Source organism: Micromonospora sp. WMMA1949, from assembly GCF_027460145.1.
Classification (GTDB): Bacteria; Actinomycetota; Actinomycetes; order Mycobacteriales; family Micromonosporaceae; genus Micromonospora.
The window spans coordinates 2,850,001-2,874,629 of record NZ_JAPZBG010000001.1 but is presented as its reverse complement, the minus strand read 5'-3'; the positions used below and the strand labels follow the sequence as shown (position 1 = coordinate 2,874,629).

Annotated in this window: 14 protein-coding genes, 2 rRNA genes and 2 pseudogenes (1 of these 18 running past the window's edge); 7 read left to right on the top strand and 11 right to left on the bottom strand. The window is 72.7% G+C overall.

Features of this window, described 5'->3' with window-relative positions; translation table 11 throughout:
* Positions 1-19 precede the first annotated feature (19 nt).
* Positions 20-1,090: a PHP domain-containing protein gene (locus O7607_RS13565; protein WP_269703549.1), complete on the top strand. Its 1,071-nt coding sequence runs from the start codon at positions 20-22 to the stop codon at positions 1,088-1,090.
* Here O7607_RS13565 and O7607_RS13560 read toward each other — a convergent pair.
* Positions 973-2,069: pseudogene (locus O7607_RS13560) on the bottom strand (DMT family transporter); the annotation flags it as partial. The gene O7607_RS13565 and the pseudogene O7607_RS13560 overlap by 118 nt on opposite strands.
* Positions 2,070-2,142: 73 nt before the next feature.
* Here O7607_RS13560 and O7607_RS13555 point away from each other — a divergent pair.
* Positions 2,143-3,813 carry a DUF885 domain-containing protein gene (locus O7607_RS13555; protein ID WP_269703547.1) on the top strand — a complete coding sequence of 557 codons (1,671 nt, stop codon included), beginning with the start codon at positions 2,143-2,145 and terminating at the stop codon, positions 3,811-3,813.
* 46 nt (positions 3,814-3,859) lie between these two features.
* On the opposite strand, the gene O7607_RS13550 is transcribed toward O7607_RS13555, so the two are convergent.
* The 3 genes from O7607_RS13550 to O7607_RS13540 form a co-directional block, all read right to left on the bottom strand.
* Complete coding sequence (locus O7607_RS13550) at positions 3,860-5,416, bottom strand: DUF6114 domain-containing protein (protein ID WP_269703546.1); 1,557 nt, start codon at positions 5,414-5,416, stop codon at positions 3,860-3,862.
* A gap of 77 nt (positions 5,417-5,493) precedes the next feature.
* Positions 5,494-6,117, bottom strand: coding sequence for a DUF6230 family protein (locus O7607_RS13545; protein ID WP_269703545.1), 624 nt, complete (start codon positions 6,115-6,117; stop codon positions 5,494-5,496).
* 392 nt (positions 6,118-6,509) lie between these two features.
* Complete coding sequence (locus tag O7607_RS13540) at positions 6,510-7,661, bottom strand: DUF3068 domain-containing protein (RefSeq protein WP_269703544.1); 1,152 nt, start codon at positions 7,659-7,661, stop codon at positions 6,510-6,512.
* 113 nt (positions 7,662-7,774) lie between these two features.
* Between O7607_RS13540 and O7607_RS13535 the strand changes: the two genes are divergently transcribed.
* Together O7607_RS13535 and O7607_RS13530 are read left to right on the top strand one after the other, a co-directional pair.
* Positions 7,775-9,001, top strand: coding sequence for an acyltransferase family protein (locus O7607_RS13535; protein WP_269703543.1), 1,227 nt, complete (start codon positions 7,775-7,777; stop codon positions 8,999-9,001).
* 152 nt (positions 9,002-9,153) lie between these two features.
* Positions 9,154-10,332, top strand: coding sequence for a glycosyltransferase family 4 protein (locus O7607_RS13530; protein ID WP_269706972.1), 1,179 nt, complete (start codon positions 9,154-9,156; stop codon positions 10,330-10,332).
* Here the strand turns inward: O7607_RS13530 and O7607_RS13525 are convergent.
* From O7607_RS13525 to O7607_RS13515, 3 genes are read right to left on the bottom strand one after another with little or no spacing between them, the layout of a single operon-like run.
* Positions 10,317-10,511, bottom strand: coding sequence for a hypothetical protein (locus O7607_RS13525; protein ID WP_091425994.1), 195 nt, complete (start codon positions 10,509-10,511; stop codon positions 10,317-10,319). The two genes, O7607_RS13530 and O7607_RS13525, sit on opposite strands and share 16 nt — an antisense overlap.
* 35 nt (positions 10,512-10,546) lie before the next feature.
* Entirely contained in the window at positions 10,547-12,256 is a 1,710-nt protein-coding gene (locus O7607_RS13520) for a hypothetical protein (RefSeq protein WP_269703542.1), read from the bottom strand.
* Positions 12,256-14,133 carry a hypothetical protein gene (locus tag O7607_RS13515; protein WP_442929525.1) on the bottom strand — a complete coding sequence of 626 codons (1,878 nt, stop codon included), beginning with the start codon at positions 14,131-14,133 and terminating at the stop codon, positions 12,256-12,258. Before O7607_RS13515 ends, O7607_RS13520 begins: the two co-directional genes overlap by 1 nt.
* A gap of 169 nt (positions 14,134-14,302) precedes the next feature.
* Between O7607_RS13515 and O7607_RS13510 the strand changes: the two genes are divergently transcribed.
* Entirely contained in the window at positions 14,303-18,952 is a 4,650-nt protein-coding gene (locus tag O7607_RS13510; protein WP_269703540.1) for an alpha-(1->3)-arabinofuranosyltransferase domain-containing protein, read from the top strand.
* The gene (locus O7607_RS13505; RefSeq protein WP_269703539.1) at positions 18,949-20,238 is read left to right on the top strand and encodes a lipopolysaccharide biosynthesis protein; all 1,290 of its coding nucleotides are present in this window, start codon (positions 18,949-18,951) and stop codon (positions 20,236-20,238) included. The genes O7607_RS13510 and O7607_RS13505 overlap by 4 nt, the downstream gene beginning before the upstream one ends.
* Here the strand turns inward: O7607_RS13505 and nudC are convergent.
* A pseudogene (gene nudC, locus O7607_RS13500) lies at positions 20,129-21,052 on the bottom strand (NAD(+) diphosphatase); the annotation flags it as partial. The gene O7607_RS13505 and the pseudogene nudC sit on opposite strands and share 110 nt — an antisense overlap.
* Before the next feature lie 186 nt (positions 21,053-21,238).
* Between nudC and O7607_RS13495 the strand changes: the two are divergent.
* Positions 21,239-23,059: a VanW family protein gene (locus O7607_RS13495; protein WP_269706971.1), complete on the top strand. Its 1,821-nt coding sequence runs from the start codon at positions 21,239-21,241 to the stop codon at positions 23,057-23,059.
* Between the two features lie 58 nt (positions 23,060-23,117).
* On the opposite strand, the gene O7607_RS13490 is transcribed toward O7607_RS13495, so the two are convergent.
* The 3 genes from O7607_RS13490 to O7607_RS13480 all read right to left on the bottom strand — a co-directional run.
* Complete coding sequence (locus O7607_RS13490) at positions 23,118-23,744, bottom strand: NADPH-dependent F420 reductase (protein ID WP_269703538.1); 627 nt, start codon at positions 23,742-23,744, stop codon at positions 23,118-23,120.
* Between the two features lie 206 nt (positions 23,745-23,950).
* Positions 23,951-24,067 (bottom strand): 5S ribosomal RNA (gene rrf / locus O7607_RS13485).
* A 75-nt stretch (positions 24,068-24,142) separates the two neighbouring features.
* A 23S ribosomal RNA gene (locus O7607_RS13480) occupies positions 24,143-24,629 on the bottom strand (it continues 2,622 nt past the right edge of the window).

Below are 24,629 nucleotides of genomic sequence, written 5' to 3'. Positions count from 1 at the left end.
AGCGCGTAGGTTCCAGGACATGAGTGCCCGGGATCCCCTCGCTGACCTGCGCCGGATCGCGTTCCTGCTGGAACGGGCGAACGAGGCCACCTATCGGGTGCGCGCGTTCCGGTCGGCGGCGAAGACGCTCGGCGCGCTGCCCGCCGCCGAGGTGGCCGAGCGGGCCCGCACCGGCAAGCTGACCGAGCTGTCCGGCGTCGGTGACGTCACCGCCCGCTGCGTGGCCGAGTCGCTGGCCGGCGAGGAACCCGTCTACCTGCGCCGGCTGCTGGCCACCGAGGGCACCGACCTGGACGAGGCGGCGGCGAAGCTGCGGGACGCGCTGCGCGGCGACTGCCACACCCACTCGGACTGGTCCGACGGCGGCTCACCGATCGAGGAGATGGCGCTGGCGGCGGTCGAGCTGGGCCACGAGTACCTGGTGCTCACCGACCACTCGCCGCGACTCACAGTGGCCCGGGGCCTGACCGCGGAGCGGCTGCGCAAGCAGCTCGATCACGTCGCCGCCGTCAACGAGGCGCTGCCGAAAGGCTTCCGGATCCTCACCGGCATCGAGGTGGACATCCTCGCCGACGGCTCACTCGACCAGGACGAGAAGCTGCTGGCCCGCCTGGACGTGGTGGTCGGCTCGGTGCACAGCGGCCTGAACGACGACCGGGCCAAGATGACGCGCCGGATGCTGACCGCGATCGCGAACCCGCACCTGGACATCCTCGGTCACTGCACCGGCCGGATGGTCTCCTCCCGGCCCGCCGGGGTGACCGGGCCGGGTGACAAGGGGCACCGGGCGCGTACCCGCAAGGAGAGCGAGTTCGACGCGGACGCCGTCTTCGCCGCCTGCGCGGAGCACGACGTGGCCGTCGAGATCAACTCCCGGCCGGAGCGGCAGGACCCGCCGAAGCGGCTGATCCGCCTCGCGCTGGAGGCCGGGTGCCGGTTCGCCATCGACACCGACGCGCACGCGCCCGGCCAGCTCGACTGGCAGCGGTTCGGCTGCGAGCGGGCCGCGCTGTGCGGCGTACCGGCGAAGCGTGTGGTGAACACCTGGACGGCCGACCGCCTGGTGAAGTGGACGGCCGGCCGCGGCTGACGGGTCAGCCCCTGGTGGCCGCTTCGACCGGACGGGTGGTGGGTGCCACCGCGTCCGGGCGCGGGCGGCGCCGCCCGAACAGGCCCTGCGCGACCGCCACGCCGGCCAGCACCACGAGCGCGCCCACCGGCTGGTGCCAGGTCATCCGCTCACCGAGCACGACCGCGCCGACGAGCACCGCGAACACCGGGATCAGGTATGTCACTGTGGACGCCGTGCTGGCCCCGGCCAGCCGGATGTTGCGCATGTTGATGACGAAGGCGAGCCCGGTGCCGAGCGCGCCGAGTGCCAGCACGCTCGCCGCCACGCGCGGGGAGAGGTCGAGCGGCGACGGCGGCGTGCCGACGAACGGCGCGACCACCGCGAGCTGCGCGGTCGCCACCAGCAGCTGGGCCGCCGACAGCGACAGGCCGGAGTACGCGCTGCCCGCGACGAACTTCTTCTGGTACGGAATGGCCAGGCCGTAGCAGGCCGCCGCACCGAAGCACATGAGCTGGCCGACGAAGTGGGCGCCACCGACGCCCTCCCAGACGCCGAGCACCACGAGGACGCCGACGAAGCCCAGCCCCAGCCCGACCGCCCGCCGCGCGGTCAGCCGCTCGGTGCGGAACACCAGCACCGCCAGGGGCAGCACGATCAGCGGCGTGGTGGCGTTCCAGATGCCGGCGAGCATCGACTCGACCCGCTGCTCGCCGTAGCCGAACAGGGTGAACGGCACCGCGACGCCGAACGCGGCCACCACGAGCATGTGCGCCCAGACCCGCAGGTCGCGGGGCAGCCGGTCGCGCAGCACCGCGAGCACCACGAGCAACGTCAGCGCGCCGGTGGCCACGCGGTAGAGGGTGAGGTGCACGGGGTGCAGCTCGGTGACGCCGACCTTGATGAACAGGAAACTGGAACCCCAGATGGCGGCGAGCGCGACGAACCCGGGCAGCCAGCTGCGTACCGGCGCCCGGTCAGGAGTGATCTCGACGTTCACCCCTGACACTCTGCCGCAGAGGTACGACGAAGTCGCGCGGTATTCCGGATGCGTGGTCACGTAGGGTCGCCTGGTGGGACGAATCGATGACCTCGCCAACCGGTACGTGGCCGAGTGGGCCCCGCTGAGCCCGACCGGCGCCACCTACGTCGGCATCGCCGGCTACGACGACCAGCTCGACGACCTGTCGCCCGAGGGCTACGCGGCGCGCGCCGACCTGGCCCGCCGCACGCTCGGCGAACTCGACGTGACCGAGCCGGAGACCGAGGCGGAGCGGACCGCCAAGGAGGCCATGCAGGAGCGCCTCGGCCTGGAGCTGGCCCGCCACGACGCCGGCGAGACCGGCAGCGAGGTCAACGTCATCTCCAGCGGGCTGCACGAGATCCGGATGGTCTTCGACCTCATGCCGACCGACGGCGAGGAAGCCCGGGCGAACGTGTCCGCCCGGCTCAACCGCTTCGCGTCCGCGCTGGACGGCTACAAGCGCACGCTGCGCGAGGCCGCCGCCGCGGGACGGGTCAGCTCGCAGGTGCAGCTCGTCGAGGTCGCCAAGCAGTGCGACATCTGGGTCGACCCGGAGGGCGACAACTTCTTCCACGGGCTGGTCGAGCGGATCGACGCCGACGGCACGCTCGGCGCGGAGCTGCGCAAGGGAGCCGCCGCCGCCACCGCCGCGACCGCCGAGTTCGGGCAGTTCCTGCGCACCGAGCTGGCGCCGGTGGGGCGGGAGAAGCAGGCCGCCGGGCGGGAGCGCTACGAACTGGCCTCGCAGTACTTCCTCGGCGCCAAGGTCGATCTGGACGAGACGTACGCCTGGGGTTTCGCGGAGCTGGCCCGGCTGGAGGCCGAGATGCGGGCGGTGGCCGCGCGGATCGCCGGGCGCGGCGCCTCGGTCGACGACGCGGTACGCGTGCTCGACGCCGATCCGGCGCGGACGGTACGCGGCAAGGAGGCGTTCCGGGACTGGATGCAGGCGCTCGCCGACAAGGCGATCACCGAGCTGAACGGCACCCACTTCGACATCCCCGAGCAGGTACGCCGGATCGAGTGCTGCCTCGCGCCGACGAGCGACGGCGCCATCTACTACACCGGCCCGAGCGAGGACTTCTCCCGGCCGGGGCGGATGTGGTGGGCGGTGCCGCAGGGCATCACCGACTTCTCCACCTGGCGCGAGGTGACCACCGTCTACCACGAGGGCGTGCCGGGTCACCACCTCCAGGTCGCCCAGACCGCCGTCCGGGCCGACCTGCTCAACCGCTGGCAGCGGCTGCTGTGCTGGGTCTCCGGGCACGGCGAGGGCTGGGCGCTCTACTCCGAGCGGCTGATGGACGAGCTGGGCTACCTCGGCGACCCCGGTGACCGGCTCGGCATGCTCGACGGGCAGGCGCTGCGCGCGGCCCGGGTCATCGTGGACATCGGCATGCACCTGGAGCTGGAGATCCCGAAGGACAACCCGTTCGGCTTCCACCCGGGCGAGCGGTGGACGCCGGAGCTGGGCTGGGAGTTCATGCGGGCGCACTGCCGGGTGCCGGACGAGAACCTGCGCTTCGAGCTGAACCGTTACCTGGGCTGGCCCGGGCAGGCCCCGTCGTACAAGGTGGGCGAGCGGATCTGGTTGCAGGCCCGGGAGGACGCGAAGGCCCGCAAGGGAGCCGACTTCGACCTCAAGGAGTTCCACCGCCAGGCGCTCGACCTCGGCTCGCTCGGGCTGGACCCGCTGCGCAAGGCGCTGGCCCGGCTCTGAGCCGGCTTCCGGGTGCCGGCGGTGCGTACCGCCGGCACCCGTCCGGTCAGGCGCCGAGCGTCAGCCGCAGCGTCGGCCGGCCGGTGAGCGTGTTGCTGGTGACGTACGCCAGGTCGATGACCGGGTCGGTGAACGTCACCGGGATGGGCAGCGTGACCGGCAGACCGTCCGGGAACGGCAGGTCCGGGGTCAGCGTCAGCTTGATGCCGGCGAGCTTGCCGACGAACCGGGTGCAGTAGAACGCGACGTCGTCGCGGACCGTGAGGCGATCGGTCGCGTACCGCTGGGTGCGGCCCCGGGGACCATCGGCGACCAGCAGGAAGTCGTCGGTCACCGCCTCCTTCATGCTGAACTTCAGCACCTTGAGCGCGCCCTGCTCGGTCTGGAGGTCGGTGATCCCCTCGAACCGCAGCCCGGTCATGGTCACCTTGGAGCCGGTGAGCTTCGACGGCTGCTTGGCCACCTTCGGCAGGCTCGGGTCGGCGGCGATACGCGGCAGGGGCTTGCCGGGTTCCACCTTGTCGGGTTTCGCCGGGTCCACCTTGCCGGGCTTGTCCGGCGCCGGGCAGTCGGTCGAGCCGGGGCGGGTCGTCGGCTTGCTCGTCGGGGCCGCCGATCCGCTCGCGGTCGGTGTGGGCGAGGGCGTCGCGCTCTTCTTGCTGCCCTTGAACAGGTCACCGATCCCCTCGAAGAAATCGGTGATGATGTTGCCTTCCCGCGTCGGGCTCGCGCTCGGCGTCGGGGTGGGCGTCGCGGAGGGCGCCTTCGACGGCGTGGCGGGCTTCGACGGACAGGCACTCGCGGTGGGCCTGCTCGAGGCGGCCTGCACCGCTCCCGGCTGAACGGCCAGGCCGGCGGTGGCGAGGCCGAGCACCAGCAGGACGATGCCGAAGGCGCGCGGGTCCGCCGAACGGCCCGACCACTCCGGCGGACCGCCGTCGGATCCGGCCGGCTGCCCGTTCACCGACTGCCGAGGGACCGGCCGCTCCCCGCCCGGCCGCTCGGCAGTCGGCTGCTCGACGGCCGGCCGCACCGCGGCGGGCACCTCGACGGTCGGCCGCTCGTCCACGGGCTGCTCGTCCACGGCCTGCTCATCCACGGGCTGCTCGTCCACGGGCTGCGCGCTCACGGGCTGCCCGTCCACGACGGTGTCGGGCTCGTCGCCCGCCTCGCTGCCGTGCTCGTCATCGGCCGGGTCGGCCGGATCGGCCGGGCGGGTCGGCACCCAGGCGAACGCGAGCGCGCTGCCCACGATGCCGAGCAGCAGGCCGAGGAAGAAGCCGCCGAGGTTGAGCCCGATCAGGGAGTAGACGGTGGTGATCGCCGCGACGATCGAGTAGAACAGCCGCTGCGGCGGACTGAGCCAGAGCAGCACCCCGCAGGTCACCAGGATGGCCGGGATCAGCAGGGCGAGCAGGCCGGTGGCGCCGCTGCTGAAGCTCAGGCCGTTGAGCGTCAACCGGGTGGAGGCGAGCATCTCCACCCCGGCCAGGATGATCAACAGGCCGCCCCAGAACGGCCGGCCCCGCTGCCAGCGGCGGAAGCTCCGCCATGCCCGGGTCGCGGTACCGAGCCGGGCGTGGGACGGTTCGACGGTTGTCACGTACTCCTCCTGGCGGAGCGGGGACGGGGACGGTGGAGCCGGCCCGCGGTGGTCGTCCACCGCGGGCCGTGCTCAGCTCAGAAGCACTCCTTGCCCTTCGCGTCGTCACCCACGTTGACCTTGAGCCGGAGCCCGACCAGGTTGAACGTCGAGGAAGTGGTGTAGCGGGACACCTGCTTCAGGTCCCGGATGGTCACCCGGTCGGAGTTCTGGCCGAACGAGCCCCGCTGTGCCGTGGGGTTGAGGTCGCTGGCGTCGCGGCCGATCTGGATGTTGGTGAAGGTCGCGTTGCCCTCGAGCGAGTCCATCGCGATCACGAGGTCCTTGGCCCGGGCGGGGTCCTTGCCCTCTCCGGCGTTGATGGTGAGCACCACCGGCAGGCCGGGCAGGTCGGCACGGACGGACTGGCACAGGTTGTAGAGGTCGGCGCTGCTGATCTCGGCCATCGCGACCGGGCGCGTCGCGCCGGCCTTGCCGTTCTCGCCCTTCTCCCGGACGATGCCGCCGTACTGCTTGAAGCCCTCGCCCTCCAGGCGGTCGGCCCCGATCTTGAACGTCTGCCCGGACACGGTGATGTCGGAGGCGATGGCGCCGGTCGACATGCCGAACAGGATGGCACCGGCGGCGGCCGTGGTGGGCACGATCATGGCGGCGAAGCGCCGCCACCGGGTACGACCCTGGTTGTCGAGCCGATTCTGCACGGGTTCCTCCTCGAACGAATGTGCGCGGCGGCCGGATTCCGCACCGGCGGCCCGCGCCGGGCCCGTCCCCTGTTACCGACGGGTAACGATCGAGCCTGATCGTGCACCCGATGAGGTGCAGCTCACAACCCCCTGATTACCCAGGGGTAACACCGAGGCGGGACGGGGAGGTGACCACGCGTCACGAAACCCCTGCCCGGCCAGGGCGTGGAGGGCGAAATGTCGGGCCAAACCGGGCATTGATGGTGATGAGCACGACGGAAAGTCACCGGACATCTTGCCGTTACAATCGAGTAACGAATGTAAAGTACGGTCGCCCGCGTGGAAGATCTGCACGACGGAGGGGTGGACCGCAGTGCGGCCACCCCTCCGTCGTGCTTCCGGCGTACCGGTCAGCGGCGCTCCACCTCGCCGGCGCCCGAGCGCTGCGCCGGCACCTCGTCGGACCGCCAGTTCGTCGACGCCGGCGGGATCTCGTCGTCGAGCGGGCCACCGACGGGCTCCTGGTCGACACGGGTCGGCGTCGGGTCGGAGGTCGGCGCGTCCGCGCGGTGCCGGGCGTTGCCGTCACCCTTGGGCCGGGTCACCAGCCACACGCCCGCGATCAGGGCGATCAGGCCGAGCACACCGGCGATGATCGGGCCCCAGACACTGATCATGCCGATCTTGAAACGGTTCTCCTTCACCGTCTCGACGCTGCGGCTGATCGTGTCGTCGTTGTAGTTGAAGTCCGCGTCCAGCACCACCGTCGGGGCGCCGGTGTCCGGACGCAGCTCCTTGTACTGCTGCTCGCGCACCTTGATGTAGGCGCCGGTCACCGGGTCCACCCAGAGCGTACGGGTGTTGCTGTAGACGACCTGGCCGCTGGTCGCGGTCGGCGTGAACTTGCCCAGCAGCGTCTTGATGCTGTCCGCCGGGGTGTTCAGCACCTCGTTCTCGATCCGCTGCTCGAAGCGGTACGTCTCGACGCCCTTGATCTTCTCGGTGCCGGTGAACCGCGCCGGGAACGTCTTCTTCAGGTCACGGTCGAACACCTGGTAGTCACGCTTGCCGGTGCCGAACGGGAACTTGTAGATCTGGCCGGAGTAGCGCACGTTGCCGACCGGGGTCTGCTCCGCGCCGGACTCGTTGAGCCACTGCTCGTCCCACGGCGCCGCCGCGCCGGAGATCCGGTAAAGCGCCAGCTCGGTGCTGTACTGGCTGATCACATCCTGGTTGTCGCTGCGCTTGACCGTCTGGAAGACGTTCCAGATGACCGCGTCACCCTTCAGCTCCTTGGGTACGCGGTCCTTGGTGTCCTCCGGCTGCGGGATGACCTCGACGCTCGACACGAGATCGGCCTGCGGCACGTCGATGCTGACCGCGCCGCCTTCGGACTTGATCTGTAGGAACTTCGCGCCCTTCGCCTCGGCGACGGACGTCGTTGGTTCCAGGTCATAGGGCAGCTTGGTCACGGCGGGGGCCACGTAGAACGGCAGCCCGGCCGCGAAGACCAGCAACAAGACACCTAGCCCGAAGAGCGCGGCGCCCACGCGAAGCTTCACTCATCCTCCTGTAACCTGCCGCCCTACGGTCTGTCGTCCGGGGCACCCGATCCTTAGCATTGGCGGGAGGTTACTCCCCAGTCACCTTCAAAAGCGACCCCCTGGATGTCCAGATGTCCACAGCCACCACGCCAACAATCCCGGAGCCATCGGTAACGGGCCGTCTTCCCGCCCTGGACGCGCTGCGAGCGATCGGCGCGGTGGCGGTCGTCGGTCACCACGTCGGCTTCCAGACCGCCGTCACCATGAACACCACGTGGGGCGGCTGGTTGGCGCGCCTGGACGTGGGCGTGGCGATCTTCTTCGTGCTGTCCGGCTTCCTGCTGTTCCGCCCGTGGGCGCTCAGCATCGCGACCGGACGGCCGCGGCCCCGCACCAAGCGGTACTTCTGGCGCCGGGCGCTGCGGATCCTGCCCGCGTACTGGCTGGCGGTGGTGGTCTGTTTCGTCGTCCTGCCCGGCAACCACCCGGCGTCGGCAGGTGACTGGCTGCGCCACCTCACGCTCACCCAGATCTACGAAGCCGGCCAGCTCGGGCACGGGCTCAGCCAGACCTGGAGCCTCGCCACCGAGGTCGTCTTCTATCTGCTCCTGCCGCTGCTCGCCGTGCTCGCCGTGGGACGGACCTGGCGTCCCGTCCGCACCGTGCTGCTCGCCTCCTCCGGGGCGCTGCTGACCCTCGCGTGGGTCGCCATGATGGGCGCCGGCTGGCTCGACGGCGCGCTGCACACGATGTGGTTCCCCTCGTACGGCGCCTGGTTCGGCGGCGGCATGGCGCTCGCCGCGGCGCACGTGGCCCTGCGTACCGGCACCGCGCCGGCCGCCTTCCGCGTGCTCGACGACCTCGCCTCGGCGCCGCTCGCCTGCTGGGCGGCAGCGGTCGCGGTGATGGCGATCGCCACGACGCCGATCGCCGGCCCGCGCGACCTGACCAGCCCGACCGCCACCGAGTTCGGCATCAAGCTGGCGCTCTACCTCCTGATCGCCGTCCTGATCACGATCCCGGTGGCGTTCGGCGGGCGGACCCGGGCCAAGGAGGCCTTCAGCACCGGGTGGGCACGGTGGATGGGCCACGTGTCGTACGGACTGTTCCTGTGGCACCCGCTGGTCATCGAGCTGATCTATCTGCTCGAGGACCGGCCGCTGTTCACCGGCGACTTCGTCAACGTCTTCGCCCTGACCATGGTCTTCGGCCTGGCGTACGCCGCGGTCAGCTACTACGGCGTCGAGCGCCCCCTCCAGGCGCTCGGCACGCAGAGCCGTCGGCCGACCGGCCGCGGACCGGCATCCGGGACCTCCGCCGTCCCGGCCACCACACCGGACGTCGCGGCGCCCGCCTAGCTGTCACGCACCGCTCACCTCCGGTTACCCGACGACGGCCCGCGGCCCACCGCCGCCGGTCGGGGCATTGCCGGGGCGCAGGCCCAGCCCTTAATGTGACGCGCACCGCTAAATTACTTGAGAGTAGGGTTCGCGTGGAGCGTCGCTTCGGCATGCCCGGACACGTGCTGTTCCTCAATTGGCGAGACACTCGCAACCCCGAGGGCGGCGGTTCCGAGGTGTACGTGGAACGGATCGCCGCCGAGCTGGTGGCGCGCGGATTCCGCGCCACCCTGTTCTGCGCCGCGCACCGCGAGGCCCCCGCCGACGAGGTCAACGCCGAGGGCATCCGATTCGTCCGGCGCGGCGGCCGGCACACCGTCTACCTCTGGGCCGCGCTCTGCTACCTCGCCGGGGCGTTCGGCCTCGGCCCGCTCGCCGCGCGCCGGGGCGGCCGGCCGGACATCCTCGTCGACGTCTGCAACGGCCTGCCGTTCCTCTCCCCGCTCTGGGCCCGGCGCCCGGTGGTCAAGCTGATCCACCACGTGCACCGCGAGCAGTGGCCGGTGGTCCTGCCGCAGTGGGCCGCCCGGTTCGGCTGGTGGGTCGAGTCGTCGCTGGCGGTACGCGTCTACCGGCGGTGCCGGTACGTCACCGTGTCCGAGGCGACGCGGCGCGAACTCGCCACCCTCGGCGTACCGCCGGAGCAGGTCTCGGTGGTCTACAACGGCACGCCGGAGCTGCCCCGCACCGACGTCGAACGCGCCCCGTTCCCGCTGCTCGTGACGCTCAACCGCCTGGTGCCGCACAAGCGGGTGGAGGTGGCGCTGCGCGCGGTCGCGGCGCTCGCCGACGAGCTGCCGCAGCTCCGGCTGGTGGTCGCCGGGCAGGGCTGGTGGGAGTCGCACCTGCGCGAGGTCGCCGACGAGCTGGACATCGCCGACCGGGTGGACTTCCGGGGCTTCGTGACGGAGGAGGAGAAGGCCGCGCTGCTCGCCTCGGCCTGGGTCGCCCTGACGCCGTCGCTCAAGGAGGGCTGGGGGCTGACGATCGTGGAGGCCGGCGCGGCGGGTACGCCGACGGTGGCGTTCCGGGAGGCGGGTGGCGTCGCGGAGGCGGTGGTCGACGGGCGTACCGGCCTGCTGGCCGACGACATCGACGACTACCTGGCGAAGGTGCGCGCACTGCTGCACGACGACGAGATGCGTCAGGAGATGGGCACCCAGGCCCGGCGGCACGCGGCGAACTTCACCTGGCCGGTGGCGGGGGAACGCTTCGCGACCCTGCTGGAGACTGCGGACTCGCCCCGCCCGGTCCAGCGGCGGGGCGACCCGTCCTACCTGTTGCCGTAGACCTCGGGGGCGTACGGGTCCTGCTTCCCGGCCCGCTTGGCCGCCTCCGTGGCGTTACGCGCCTCGGTCGCGGCCTCCTCGGCCGTGGCGGTCGCGGCGGCCGAGAGCCCGCCGAGGGCCAGGACCCCGAGCAACGCCGCCACCAGGCCGGACACGACAAGGGTCAAAGCTCTACGCATGCCATTCCTCCGATGGTGAGACGTGCGAGCGGACGTTACCACGCAGTAGCTCGCCGGCGTAGGGTCGAAAAGGCGGCAGCCATGACCGCCAGAACGGCAGTTCCGCACGCGAACACGACCAGCCAGCGGCTCGCTCCGGTCCGCGGCGGCGAACCCGAGGCGGCCGGGTTCCGGTAGAGGCTCAGCGACTCCCCCTCGTACCGGAGGTCGAGACCGGCCAGAACGGCCGGGTCCACTGTGCTCGGCGTACCGTGCTGCACCACCACCCAGGGCACGCCGGTGGCCGTGACCGGCCGCCCCTCGGCGAGCACCCGGCGTACCTCGCGCAGGCGCGGATTCTCCCCGGCCACCGCGACGTCGTCGACCACGAGCGTGTCGTCGGTGAGCACGGTTCCCGGCAGATAGCGGGGCGCCGGGTCCAGCACCACCCGGCCCGGGTTCCACGGATAGGCCCGGTAGGTGGTCAGCGGCAGGGCGAGCACCTCACCGGGGTCGTCGGGCAGGCGCTCGGCGACCGCCCGCCAGTCCGCCGGGTAGCGCACCGGGCTGATCCGCCCGGCCCCGCCGAACGCCAGGTCCGGCATCGCGGCCACCGGCAGGAGCAGCAGCCCGGCCAGCACGATCCCGCCGACCTCGCGGTCGATCCGGGCCACCAGCCGTTCGGCGCCCAGCGCCGCGCACACCACCAGCACGAGGGCGTACGGCGCGAGGAACTTCTGCCCGTCGCGGAGCAGTCCCGCCCCCGGCACGTGCGCCACCGCCCAGCTCAGCGCCGCGTTCCCGCCGGGGAGCACGGCGAGAGCGGCCAGCAGGTACGCGCCGCCGGCCAGCACGCCCAGCCGTACCGCCGCGCCCGCCGGCAGCCGGCGCCGCAACAGGCCGGCGCCGACAGCGGCCAGCACCACGAGGACCAGTGTCGCCAGCGGGGCCAACGTGGCGGACCGGCTGGCCGGCGTGGCCTGCATGTTCCAGATGCCGCCGGTGCCCGCGAGCGCCACCAGCGGGCCCGCCCAGTTCTCGGCGCGCGCCGCGAACGCCGCCACGCCGGCCGGGTCGGACGTGCCGCCCGCCCCCGTGACCAGGGCCGCCACGATCCACGGGGCGTTGAGCAGCGCGACACCGCCCACCGCGACCGCGGACAGCCGGAGCCGGGCCCGGTCCGCCGCCAGCACCAGCACCGTCGCCAGCGCGATCAGGCCGCCGGTCGGGGTGATCGCGGCGGGCGCGGCGAGCAGCACCACCCGGGCGAGCGCGCCGTCGCGGCCCGCCCGCAGGTCCAGCGCCGCCCGCACCAGCCAGGGCAGTGCGGCGTACGCCAGCAGCAGCCCCCACTGCCCGATCAGCAGCCGCTCGGCCAGGTACGGCGTCCACGCGTACGCCACCGCGGCGACCAGTTGCACGGCACGCCGCTGCGTCGGCACCAGCCGTCCCGCGCCCACCGCGGCGAACAGGACCGCCCCGGCCAGCGCCACCCGCTGCACCACCCAGCCTGGCACGAGCTGGGTCACCAGGGATACCAGCGCGTCCATCGGCACCGCCCGGGGCAGGCTCTGCGCCGGGGCCACCAGATCCCAGCTCAGCGGCTGCCGGGGGACGAACACCATGTCGTACCGCAGCGCGTAGCCCGGCGCCACGAGCGGCGCCAGGATCAACGCGGTGACGACGACCGCCACGAGGTACAGCGGCAGCGTCTCCCGCCACCGCCGGACCGCGGGGCCGCCGCCCTCGGCGGGACGTCCGGTCATTACGGCTTCGGCACCGCCCGGCCGATGGTGATCAGGTTGGTGCACAACCTGACTCCGGGCGTGTTCACGGTCAGCTCGACGGCACTCCCGGCGCCCTCGAGCATGAAGAACACGTCGTTCAGCCCTTCCTTCAGCGTGATCTCGCGGGTCGCCTCGCCGAGCGTGAACACCGCCGTCGACTCACCGGAGCTGACATAGCCGAAGTGCACCACGTACGGCCACTCCACCAGGTAGCCGTCCATCGGGATGCGGGCGGTCCGGCCGCCCTCGGCCAGGTGCCCGCAGCCCTCCACGGTGCCGGGCGCGACCTTGCGCCCCTCGACCACGACCGGCCGGATCCGGCCGTTCTCGTCGAACGTCGACGGCTTCTCGCTCATCGTCACGAACGTCGGCCGGCGCTCGGCCGGACGGAAGAAGTGGGACTGGAGGTTGTCCGGCCAGAAGTACCCGGCCACGACCCGGTCCGGGACGGTCGTGTCGAAGAAGACGGTGCCCGGCGGCGCGGCGGCCAGCTCGGCCTGCGTCGTGGCCAGGTAGTCCCGCCCGTGCTTGGTGCTCCAGTTGTCGCCGAACCGCGCGGTGCTCCACAGCGTGCCCACGCCGATGGTCGCCAGCAGCACCACCATTGAGACCAGACCGACCGCGAAGGCGCCCGGCTCCCGCAGCACGGTCGGCAGCGGCCACGCGGAGACGTCGTCCTCGTCGTGGTCCTTCATTCCGAGCAGCGCCACCCCGACGCAGATCGCGGCCACCAGCACCACGTCCGCGACGTAGCGGGGCACGACGCCGACCAGCGGCCCCAGCGGTCCGCCGAGCCGGGTCACCGCGAACAGCGCCGCGACCAGGCCGAGGTAGCAGGCGAGCAGCAGCCAGGCCCGCCCGGCGGACGGCCGCCGCCGCACGGTGACCACGATCAGCGCCGCGAGCACCGCCCAGGACAGCCACTTGGCGATGTCGTACGGGTCGGACAGCGGCGGCCCGTCACCGGCGTACGTCCAGCGCCACGGCCCGCCGAGCAGGCCCGGCACCACCGTGTCGCCGATCAGGTCGCCGAGGAAGGTGAAGACCTGCCCGACCGCGGTGGGCTCGTCCAGCACCCGGGCCGGGCGGGTCAGGTAGTACGCCAGGTACGCCCCGGACAGCACGGTGAGCATCAGCCACGCCGGCCAGAACCGCACGACGGTGGTCACCAGGCTGCGCCACGCGCGGCCCTTGGTGAACAGGAACGCGGTCAGCAGGAACAGCAGCGGCACGATCAGCAGCGCCTTGGTGTCGAAGAGCAGGCCGAACACCAGCCAGAACGCGACCAGGACGAGGTGCCGCTTCCGGCCGGTGCGCACGTACCGGACCTGGGCCGCCACCGCCAGGACCAGCGCGAGCTGCGGCGGCAGCACGAGCAGCCCGACCAGCCACAGCGACGACACCTCGAGCGTCAGCGGGCTGAACAGGAACAGGCTCAGCGGGACGAGCAGCCCCCACCCGGGGCGCAGCAGGTCACGGAGCAGCCGGTAGAGGGCGATGCCCACCGCCGCCTGCCCGGCCGCCAGCAGCAGGATCCACGGCCAGCCGGCGAAACCGGCCGCCCGGACCATCAGCCACGCGACCGCCAGCCCGGCCGGCATGAGGTGGTTGTTGAACGTGCCCAGCAGGTAGTCCGGGTCCAGCCGGGTGTCGAGCACCTGCGCGGCGATGACGAACTCGTCCTGCGAGAACCAGCCACGGGCGGCCAGCCCGGCGCGCGACGCGACGGACACGACGATGAGGGCGATCGCGACCGCGCGCACGCGGTCGGCGGCTATCCAGCGACCGATGGGTCCGGGTCCGTCGTCCTCCGCGCCGACGGCTGCCGGATGCGTCTCGGCCGCTGCTTGTGGCATTGACATGGTCGGCAGCCTGCCACACGCTTACACGCCGTGGGGACGGCCGTTCTCCTGATAAAGCCGCGCAGCGCCCCCAGGTCGCCGCTGCGCGTCCGCTCCGGATAACGTCGCGCGACACGCGTCATGTTGCAGGTACGCGTACGGCCGGCGGAGACGGGAGCCGAAAATGCGTGCGGACGGGACGACAACGTCGCCGACGGGGACGGATCTCCCCGCCCGGGAGACCGGCCGTGCCCGGCAGACGGCGCGACGGTTCCGGCACCTGACGATCTGTCTCGCGCTCACCGCCCTCGCCTTCCAGCAGGCACCCGGGCAGGTCGTACCGGACACCAAGGTCGACCTGAACGTGAATCCGGCCGGGTGGCTGCTGCGCTCGCTGCACCTGTGGGACCCCACCGGCACGTTCGGCCAGCTCCAGAACCAGGCGTACGGATATCTGTGGCCGATGGGCCCGTTCTTCCTGCTCGGGACGGAACTCGGCATCGCGCCGTGGATCGTCCAGCGGTTGTGGTGGGCGCTGCTGTTCTGCGTCGCGTACCTCGGTGTGGTGCGGCTGGCGGGCCGGCTCGGCATCGGCAGTCCCGCCGGCCGGATGATCGCCGGCGTCGCGTTCGCGCTGTCCCCGCGCATCCTGACCCAGCTCGGCTGGTCGTCGGTGGAGTCCTGGCCCAGCGCCGTCGCGCCGTGGGTGCTCATCCCGCTCGTGGGACTCGCCCGGGGCGCCCGGCTGCGACGCGCGGTCGCCGGGTCGGCGATCGCCGTCGCCTGCGCGGGCGGCGTCAACGCCACAGCCGTCGCCGCCGTGGTGCCGCTCGCCCTGCTCTGGCTCGTCACGCTCCAGCCGCTGCGCCGCCGCGTCACCGCCCTCGCGGCCTGGTGCGGGGCGGTCGCCCTGGCCACCGCGTGGTGGCTGATCCCGCTGCTGGTCCTCGGCCGGTACAGCCCGCCGTTCCTGGACTACATCGAGACCGCCCGCAACACCACGAGCGTCACCGACGCGGTGACGACGCTGCGCGGCGCCTCCTACTGGGTCGCCTACCTGGCCTCCCCGTTCGGCGCGACCATCCCGGCCGGCGCGCGGCTGGCCAACGAGACGCTGCTCGTCGTGGCCACCCTGGCGGTCGCCGCGCTCGGCGTGCTCGGCCTGTCCCGGCGGGGGATGCCGCACCGCCGGTTCCTCATCACCGGTCTGCTGCTCGGCGTCGCGCTCGTCGGGCTCGGGCACACCGGCGATCTGCCCAACATCCTCGCCGGGCCGCAGCAGCAGTTCCTCGACGGCATCGGCGCCCCGCTGCGCAACGTGCACAAGTTCGACGTGCTGCTCCGCCTGCCGCTGGCGCTCGGCCTGGCGCACCTGGTCAGCCTCGCCGTACGCGCCGCCCGGACCGCACCCGAGCAGCGCCGCGGCCGCGCCACGGCCCGGGCCTGGCTCACCGCCGGCACCGCGATGGTGGCGGTCGCGGGCGTCGCCTCACCGGCGCTCGCCGGTGGCCTCGCCACGCCGGGCGCGGTCAAGGACGTGCCCGGCTACTGGCACGAGGCCACCGACTGGCTGGACGCCAACACCGGACGCGGACGCGTGCTCGTGGTCCCCGGCGCGCGCTTCCCCGCGTACGACTGGGGCAGCACCACCGACGAGATCGCCCAGCCGCTGCTGGACAGCCGGTGGGCGGTGCGCAACGCCATCCCGTTCACCCCGCCCGCCACGATCCGGCTGCTGGACGCGATCGAGTCGACGCTCGCCACCGGCGCCGGCTCGGCCGGCCTGGCCGACCTGCTCGCCCGCTCCGGGATCAGCCACGTCCTGTTCCGCGCCGACCTCGACCACGGCCGCTCGGACACGGCCCGCCCGGCGGTCGTCCGGCAGGCGCTGGAACGCTCACCCGGGCTGACCCGCGTCGTGTCCTTCGGCCCGGTACGCGGCGGCTCCGACTCCCCGGACGAGTTCCGCGACCAGGGCCTCGACGTGCCCGGACGGGCACTCGAGGTGTACCGGGTGGACCGGCCCGTCCAGCCGGTGGTCGCGTACGACCGCGACGACGTGACCACTGTCGTCGGCGGTCCCGAGTCGCTGCTCGACCTGGCCGCCTCGGGCCAGCTCGGCGCCGCGCCCACGATCCTGGCCGGAGACGCGAAGGCCGGCGAGACCACGGGGCCGGTCGTGATGACCGACGGGTTGCGACGACGCGACGTCTCGTTCGGCCGGCTGCGCGACAACTCCTCCCAGACGCTCACCGCCGACGACACCTTCGCGGTGACCGCGCCCGCGCACGACTACCTGCCCGACTGGGGGCCGGAGTGGTCGACCGTCGCCCGCTTCGAGGGCATCAGCGGCATCCGTGCCTCGACCGCCCGCTCCCAGATCGACGCCACCGGCGGCGCCCGGCCGGAGTACCAGCCGTACGCGGCGATGGACGGCGACACCGCCACGTCCTGGCGGTCGGCGCCGCACTCGGACAGCGACAAGCAGTGGATCGAGGTGAACCTGGCGAACCCGACCCGGGTCACCCGGGTCGAGGTGTGGTTCGACCTGAAGGCCGACGCCCTGCCCACCACGGTCACCGTGACCGCCGGGTACGAGAGCCGCACCGTCGAGCAGTTCGGTGACCACATGGTCTTCGAGCTGGCCGGCGTCCACGCCACCCGCAAGGTCGAGGTCGCCGTCGACGCCGCGTTCGACCTGCGCCCGTTCGGCGACAAGTCGGTCGGCATCAGCGAGATCAAGATTCCTGGCGTCGAGACCGGCCGGACGCTCCAGTTGCCCGCCGCCCCCGCCACCGATCAGCCGGCCGGCGTCGTCGTGTCGGCGGCGCCGTCCACGCCTGCCTGCTTCACCGTCGACGGCCGCCCGCGCTGCTCCACCGACGCGATCCGCGGCTCGGAGGACGGCTCCACCATCGACCGCACCTTCACGCTGCCGGTGGCCGGGACGTACGACACGAGGATGTGGGCACGGCCGACGCCCGGCCCGGAGCTGAACGCCGCCCTGGACAAGCTGGTCGCCGAAGCCCAGCCGTTGCGCCTCGCGCCGCAGGTCACCGCGTCCTCGACGGCGGTGCCCGACCCGGCCGGCCGGCCCGGCGCGGTCCTCGACGGCGACCCGGCCACGAGCTGGTCACCGGCGCTGAACGACGAGGCGCCGATCCTGCGCCTCACCTGGCTCGAACCGCAGGTCATCAGCCGGATCCGGTTCACCGTCGAGGACGGGACCGCCGCCACCCGGCTCGGCAGCGTCCGGGTGGTGGGCAACGACGGGTTCCGCAGCAACCTGCTCACCAACGACGGTGTGCTCACGCTCGACCCGCCGATGCGAACCGACTCGATCACCATCCAGTTCCTCGACAAGCCGTCCGTCACGAGCATCGACCCGTACGGCCTGCGTCTGCCCGAGCCGCTGCCCATCGCGGTCGGTGAGGTGACGGTGCTGCCCCTCGGGACCACTGTCGCACCCCGCCCGGAGACGCCGCTGAAGCTGGCCTGCGGATCGGGCCCGACGCTCCAGGTCGGCTCGTCCCGCATCACCACCACGCTCACCGGCACGGTGCGCGACCTGCTGGAGATGCGCGAGATGCCGGTCACCGCCTGCGGCCGGAACGCACCCCGGCAGCTCGACCTGGGCAGCGGCGAGCACCGCGTCGTCACCACGGCGAGCACGCTCGCCGCCGCCACCCGGGTCGCGCTGGCGCCGCGTACCGCCACGCCCGCCTCGGCGGCCACCGCCGGCGATATCGAGGTGGGTTCCTGGTCGGCCACCGAGCGTCGGGTACGGGTGTCCGAGCACTCCGTCGACCGGGTGCTCGCGGTCCGGGAGAACACCAACACCGGCTGGCAGGCGACCATCGGCGGGAAGACGCTCACCCCGCTCGTGGTGGACGGCTGGCAGCAGGGCTGGATCCTGCCCGCCGGTGTCGCCGGGGACGTGGTGCTGCGCTTCACGCCGGACACTCCGTACCGGATGGGTCTGCTGCTCGGCGGCGTCCTGCTGGCGGTGGTGGTCCTGCTCGCGGTGCTGCCGGACCGCCGGCCGGCCGGGGATCGCGCGGTCGCCGTCGTACCGGCGGCCCGGCGACGGCTCACCCGCTCGCTGCCGCTGCTCGCAGTCGGCGCCGCCGCGCTCGTGCTCCACAGCGGTCTGCTCGGCGCCCTGCTGGTCGCGGCGGGCTTCATGCTCGCCGTACCCGGGCCGCGCCGCCTGCCCTGGACCGGTGACCCCCGGCGGGTCAGGCGGATCGCCCGGGCGGCCGAGACGTGGCTTCCCGGCGCGCTGGTGGCGCTGGCCGGGTGGGTCTACCTGGAATCGGTCGACCAGCACACCGACGCGCTGCCGCAACTTCTGACGGTCGCCGCCCTGGGCGCGCTCTGGCTTCCCACGACCGCCCGCCGACGGCCCGTACGCCGGATCAGGCCGGCCCCGGCGGCGGCCCCGGCCGTGCCGGCGCCCCGGGCGCCGGAGCCGGACGGGCAGCCGACGCCCGTCCCCGCCCTCGCCGCCGCTGCCGTCGCCGCTCCCGCCATCCTCGCCGGTCCTGCCGTCCCAGCCGCACTCGCCGGTCCGGGTCCCGTTGCGGGCGTCGGACCGGACCGCGAGACCGGGCCGGTTGCGGACCATGAGGCCGAGCCGGCCGCGAACCGGGAGGCCGAGCCGGCCGCGGACCGCGACGTCGAGCCGGCCGCGGACCGAGGCCCGGACCGCGACCCCGAGCCGGGTCCGGACCTGGACGGTCGCGCCGAGCCGGGTCCGGACGGGCGGCCGGCACCGGAGGCCGTGCCGGGCTCGGACGGCGGCCCGGCGGCCCGCGTCTCGGAGATCACGTGAGCGAGGTACGGCCGGGCCCCGAGCCGGAGGCGGCGGACGGCCGGAGAACCGGGCTGGGCGCGGCGGGCGTTGCCGTCACGCTCGCCGGTGTCCTGGTCAACGGCCTGGCCTACCTGGTGCCGGTGCTCGCCGCCCGGAAGCTGGACGCGGACGACCTCGGCGCGCTCGCCACCGCCCTCGGCCTGGTGGCCATCGCCGGTGTGCCGGGGCTCGGCCTGCAACTGGCAGTCGCCGTGCACCACGCCCGGCACGGCCCGTCCGACACCCGGCGGCTCACCGTGCTGACCGCGGCCGTGTGCGCGGGGGCGTTGCTGGTGGCGACGCCGGTGCTGGTCGCCGCGCTGGACCTGCCCGCGGTGGTGCCCGCGCTGCTGGCGGTCACCACCGCCTCGGTGGTGCTCTCGTCGCGCTCGCTCGGCGAGTTGCAGGGCGGTCAGCGCTTCCTGCGGCTCGCCACCGCGATGGCGCTGCTGGCCGCCGCCCGCTACGGCGGGGTGATCGTGGGGCTGCTGCTCGGCGCGGGCCTGACCGGCGCGCTGGGGATCGGGGCGCTCACCGCCGCGCTGGCGCCCCCGGCGCTGGCCCGGCTCACCGGTACGCCCCGGCGTCCGTCGGCCGCCCCGCGCCTGACCGTCGCCCAGGTGACCGCCGGATGCGGGGCGACGCTGGCGATGCTCGTCGTCTCCTACGCCGACCTGCTCCTGGCCCGGCAACTGCTGCCACCGTCGGGCTCCGGGGCGTACTCGGTGGGGACCGTCCTGACCAAGGGCGCGCTCTGGGCGCCGCAGGTCGCCGCCGTCCTCGCCCTGCCGCGCCTGGCTCGCGGCGACCGCCGGAGCCGTACCGTGGCGCTCGCGGTGACGGGCGCGTGCGGTCTGGTCCTGGTGGGCGCGTCGGCGGTCGCCGGCGGGCTGGCCTTCCGGCTCGTCGGCGGACCCGACTACACGGCGCTCGGCCGGTACGCGCCGCTGTTCGCCGCCGTCGGCGCGCTCTACGCGGTGACGTTCGTGCTGCTCAACGACCGTCTCGCCGGGGGCGTCAGGTGGGCGGCGGCACCGCTGTGGCTGGGCACCGGCGCGCTGGTGACGGTGGCCGCGATTCTGCGCCCGCGTACCGTCGGCGGCCTCGTCGCCGCAGCCCTCGCGACGGCCGTGGTCACGACACCGCTGATGGCCGTGCCGGCGCGTCGGCGCTCAGCCAGTCACCCAGCAGCAGGTGATCGATCGAGTCCACCCGGCCCAGCGACCGCCCGGACGCGATCCGCTCCCGCAGCTCCGCCCGGCTGAACCAGCGCGCCTCCAGCAGTTCCTCCCCGTCGACCCGGACCTGCTCGGACGTGGCGACGGCCCGGAAAGCCACCATCAGGCCGGCGGGGAACGGCCACGCCTGCGACCCCTGGTAGGTCACGTCGGTGACTGTCACCCCCGCCTCCTCCGCCAACTCCCGGCGGACCGCGTCCTCCAGGCTCTCACCGACCTCGACGAAGCCGGCGAGCGTCGACCAGGCCCCCTCGGCCGCGCCCGCGTGCCGGGCCAGCAGACAGCGCCCCGGCGGGCCGGGCGCCTCGACGAGCATGATGACGGCCGGCTCGATCCGGGGGAACAGCAGCCGCCCGCACTCCGCGTCGGCGCAGGTCCGGACGTGTCCACCGCCACCGGCCACTGCTGCCGCGCCACACGCGCCGCAGTATCGCTGCTGCCGGTGCCACAACAACAACCCCCGGGCGTACGCCTGGATCGCCGCTCCGGCCGGGTCGAGCCGGCCCGCGAGCGCCCGCAGGTCGACCACGCCGGTCGCGGCTGTCGCCTCCACGGCCGCCCGCTCGCCGAGCGCGGACAGGTCGACGGCGAACACCGCGGCGTCCCCGTCGAGCCCGAGGAAGACGGTCTCGCCCGCGGTGGCCCGGACGGCCGACGCGCGCTGCCCGGTGAGCCGAACCGGGCCGTGGTCGTCGACCAGGCAGCGGTCCCGCCACAGCGGCAGCACGACGCTCGCCGGATCGGCCAGCCGCTCGGCCAGCCAGTCCGCGTCGGCGCGCCGCGCCGCCGCCCGGTCCAGCCACCCACCGCCGTACGCCGGCACCCGATCCTGTGTCCGCACCAGCTCACCGTGCCACGATCCACACCGTGGCACGGCCCCGAAACGGGTGATCGGTACGACACCGGCGGTCGCCCGACACGAGCGCCGGGCCGGACCCTCCCGATGGGCCCGAGCGTTGGTTACCGTAGGTGTCTCCCGCGGGGGAAGCGGTCCCCGCGTGTACTTCCGATCGAGGTTGCAGTGACGATGTACGGCGAGAAGATGCCGGCTGCCGACGACCGTCCCACCATCAAGGTGGCGGCGGTGAGCTGGCCCGGCGTCGAGATGGAGCCGGTCGCCACACCGCCCGGAGGCGACGCGCCCGAGCCGAGCCGCTCGCGGCGGGCCCGGCTGCTGCTGGCCGGGGGGATCGTCGCGGCCGTGCTCGCCGGTGGTATCGGCCTGGGCGCCTACGCGTACGCCGGTGACGTACCCCGTGGCACCACGGTGCTCGGCACCGAGCTGGGCGGGCGGAGCCGCGCGGAGGCGGCCCAGGCGCTCCGCGCCGAGCTGGAACGCCGGGCCGACACGCTGAACGCCCCGCTCGCGGTCACCGTCGGCGAGAACAAGGCCGAGCTGAAGCCGTCCGAGGTGGGGCTCGCCATCGATGTGGAAGCGACGGTGGCGGCTGCGGCCGAGGCCGACGCGCACGCGGTGAGCCGGCTCGTCGGCTCCCGTACGGTCGAGCCGGTGGTCACCGTCGACCAGGCCAAGCTGGGGGCGGCCCTGCGCAAGGTGATGGGCGCGCAGGGACGCGAGATGACCATGCCGGCAATCGTCTGGACCGGCACCACACCGAAGCCGGTCTACCCGAAGCCGGCGCTGACGATCGACACGGACGGCGCCACCGCCGTGGTGAAGGCCGGCTGGCTGGCGGCCGAGCCGGTCACCGTGCCGCTCGTCGAGAAGTGGCCGGCCACCACCCGCGAGGAGGTGGACCGCCTCGTCTCCGAGCTGGCCCGGCCCGCGGTGGCCGCACCGGTCACGCTCACCACCGACGGCGGCTCGGTCACCATCCCGCCCGCCGCCATCGCCCGGTCGCTGCGCTTCTCCGCCGACGACGCGGGCACGCTCACTCCGAAGGTCGACGTCAAGCGGCTGCGTACCGCGCTCGGTGACCGGCTCACGAAGCTCGAGGTCGAGCCGCGGGACGCCGGGCTGACCATCAGCGGCGGCAAGCCGAAGGTGGTGCCCAGCAAGCCCGGGCGCCAGGTCGACGCCGCCGCGCTCGGCCCGGCGCTGCTCGCGGTGCTGCCGAAGACCGAGGGCCGTACGGTGACCGCCGCGCTGAAGCCGGCCGCCCCCGAGCTGACCGAGGCGGAGCTGGCGAAGCTCGGCATCAAGGAGCGGGTGTCGAGCTTCACCACCCACTTCACCGGCGGCCTCTCGTCGCCGCGCAGCCAGAACATCGTCCGCGCCGCGAAGGACGTGGACGGCGCACTGGTGAAGCCGGGCGAGACGTTCTCGCTCAACGGGCACACCGGCGAACGCGGCTACGACCAGGGATACAAGGACGCGCCGACGATCGTCGGCGGCAAGCTGGTGCCGGGTGTCGGCGGTGGCGTCTCCCAGTTCACCACCACGCTGTTCAACGCGACCTACTACGCCGGGCTGGAGGACGTCGAGCACAAGCCGCACTCGTTCTACTTCAGCCGCTACCCGGCGGTGATCGAGTCGACCATCTACTGGCCGCAGCTCGACTTCAAGTTCCGCAACAACACGCCCTACGGCGTACTGATCGACACGTCGTACACGTCCAGCTCGATCACCGTGTCGATCTGGAGCACCAAGCTCTACGACAGCGTGAAGACCGAGTACGGCCCTCGCCGCAACATCACCCAGCCGAAGACGGTCTACCTGACGCCCGGCCCGACCTGCATCGCCGCAGCCGGCAGCATCGGGTTCGCCCAGGACGCGTACCGGGTCATCAAGAAGGACGGCAAGGTGGTCAAGCGGGAGAAGTTCAGCTGGCGCTACGACGCCGAGCCGCGCTTCATCTGCGCCCCGAAGCCGGGCGGCGACGACTGATCCACGAAACGCCGAAAGGCCCCGCCGGAAGCGTCCGGCGGGGCCTTTCTCCTGCTTCTCACGGCCGCGCCGCGGCCAGTCCTTCGCGTACGCCGTCGGCGTCCCGATCGGTGCCGTAGACGGGCGTGTCCGGCTGCTGCCGCCAGCTCTCGTCCAGGGTGCCCGCGTCGACCGGGTCGAAGCCCAGGTCGTCCACCAGGCCCATGACGATCCGCTTGGCGTCGGCGTCGTCACCGGCCACAGGCAGTGCGATCCGGCCGGCCGTACCCGCCGGCTTGCCCTCGTCCATCAGGTGCGCGGCCTGGATGTTGTTGAAGACCTTCACCACGCGCGCGCCCTTGAGATGGTCGGCGGTCCAGCGGCTGGAGCTGAGGCTGCGGTCGAGCAGCTCGGCGATGTCGCCGTCCCGCTGGGGGTAGTAGTTGTTGGCGTCCACCACGAGCTTGCCGTCGAACAGCGGCGCCGGCAGCTGCGGCACCGCCTTCAGCGGGATCGCGACGACCACCAGCTCGGCGCCCCGCACGGCCTCCTCCACCGACACCGCCCGGGCGCCGGTCTCGGCGGCGAGGTCGGACAGGCTCTCCGGCCCGCGGGAGTTGGCCACCGCGACGTCGTGACCGAGTGAACGCAGACGACGGGTGAGGGTGCCCCCGATGTGCCCTGATCCGATGATTCCGATCTCCATGCCCACTCCTGTACCCCGTGTGGTCGGCCCCGATCGTGGTCCCGGCGTACGGCACGTCACGTTTCGCCGCCGAGCCGGCGGGCGAGCGTGCGTCGACGGGTCCCCGGCTCGACGGTACGAGACCGAGGCGGCCCGTCGTGGCAATTCCGGTGGGAAACGCAATTCAGGGCCACCCCGGTTGGGGGTGGCCCTGAGTTTGAAAGGTTGTCCGGCGGTGTCCTACTCTCCCACACCCTCCCGAGTGCAGTACCATCGGCGCTGGAGGGCTTAGCTTCCGGGTTCGGAATGTTACCGGGCGTTTCCCCTCCGCCATGACCGCCGTAACTCTATGAACATGTCAACCAACCCTGGTGGGTGGTGGTTTGTTCAGAGTTGCACAGTGGACGCGTAGCAGCTTGGTAGTCAAGTCCTCGGCCTATTAGTACCGGTCAACTGAACCCGTTACCGGGCTTACATTTCCGGCCTATCAACCCAGTCGTCTAGCTGGGGGCCTTACCCCACAATGTGGGTGGGATACCTCATCTTGAAGCGAGCTTCCCGCTTAGATGCTTTCAGCGGTTATCCCTTCCGAACGTAGCTAACCAGCCGTGCCCCTGGCGGGACAACTGGCACACCAGAGGTTCGTCCGTCCCGGTCCTCTCGTACTAGGGACAGCCCTTCTCAAGTATCCTACGCGCACGGCGGATAGGGACCGAACTGTCTCACGACGTTCTAAACCCAGCTCGCGTACCGCTTTAATGGGCGAACAGCCCAACCCTTGGGACCTGCTACAGCCCCAGGATGCGACGAGCCGACATCGAGGTGCCAAACCATCCCGTCGATATGGACTCTTGGGGAAGATCAGCCTGTTATCCCCGGGGTACCTTTTATCCGTTGAGCGACACC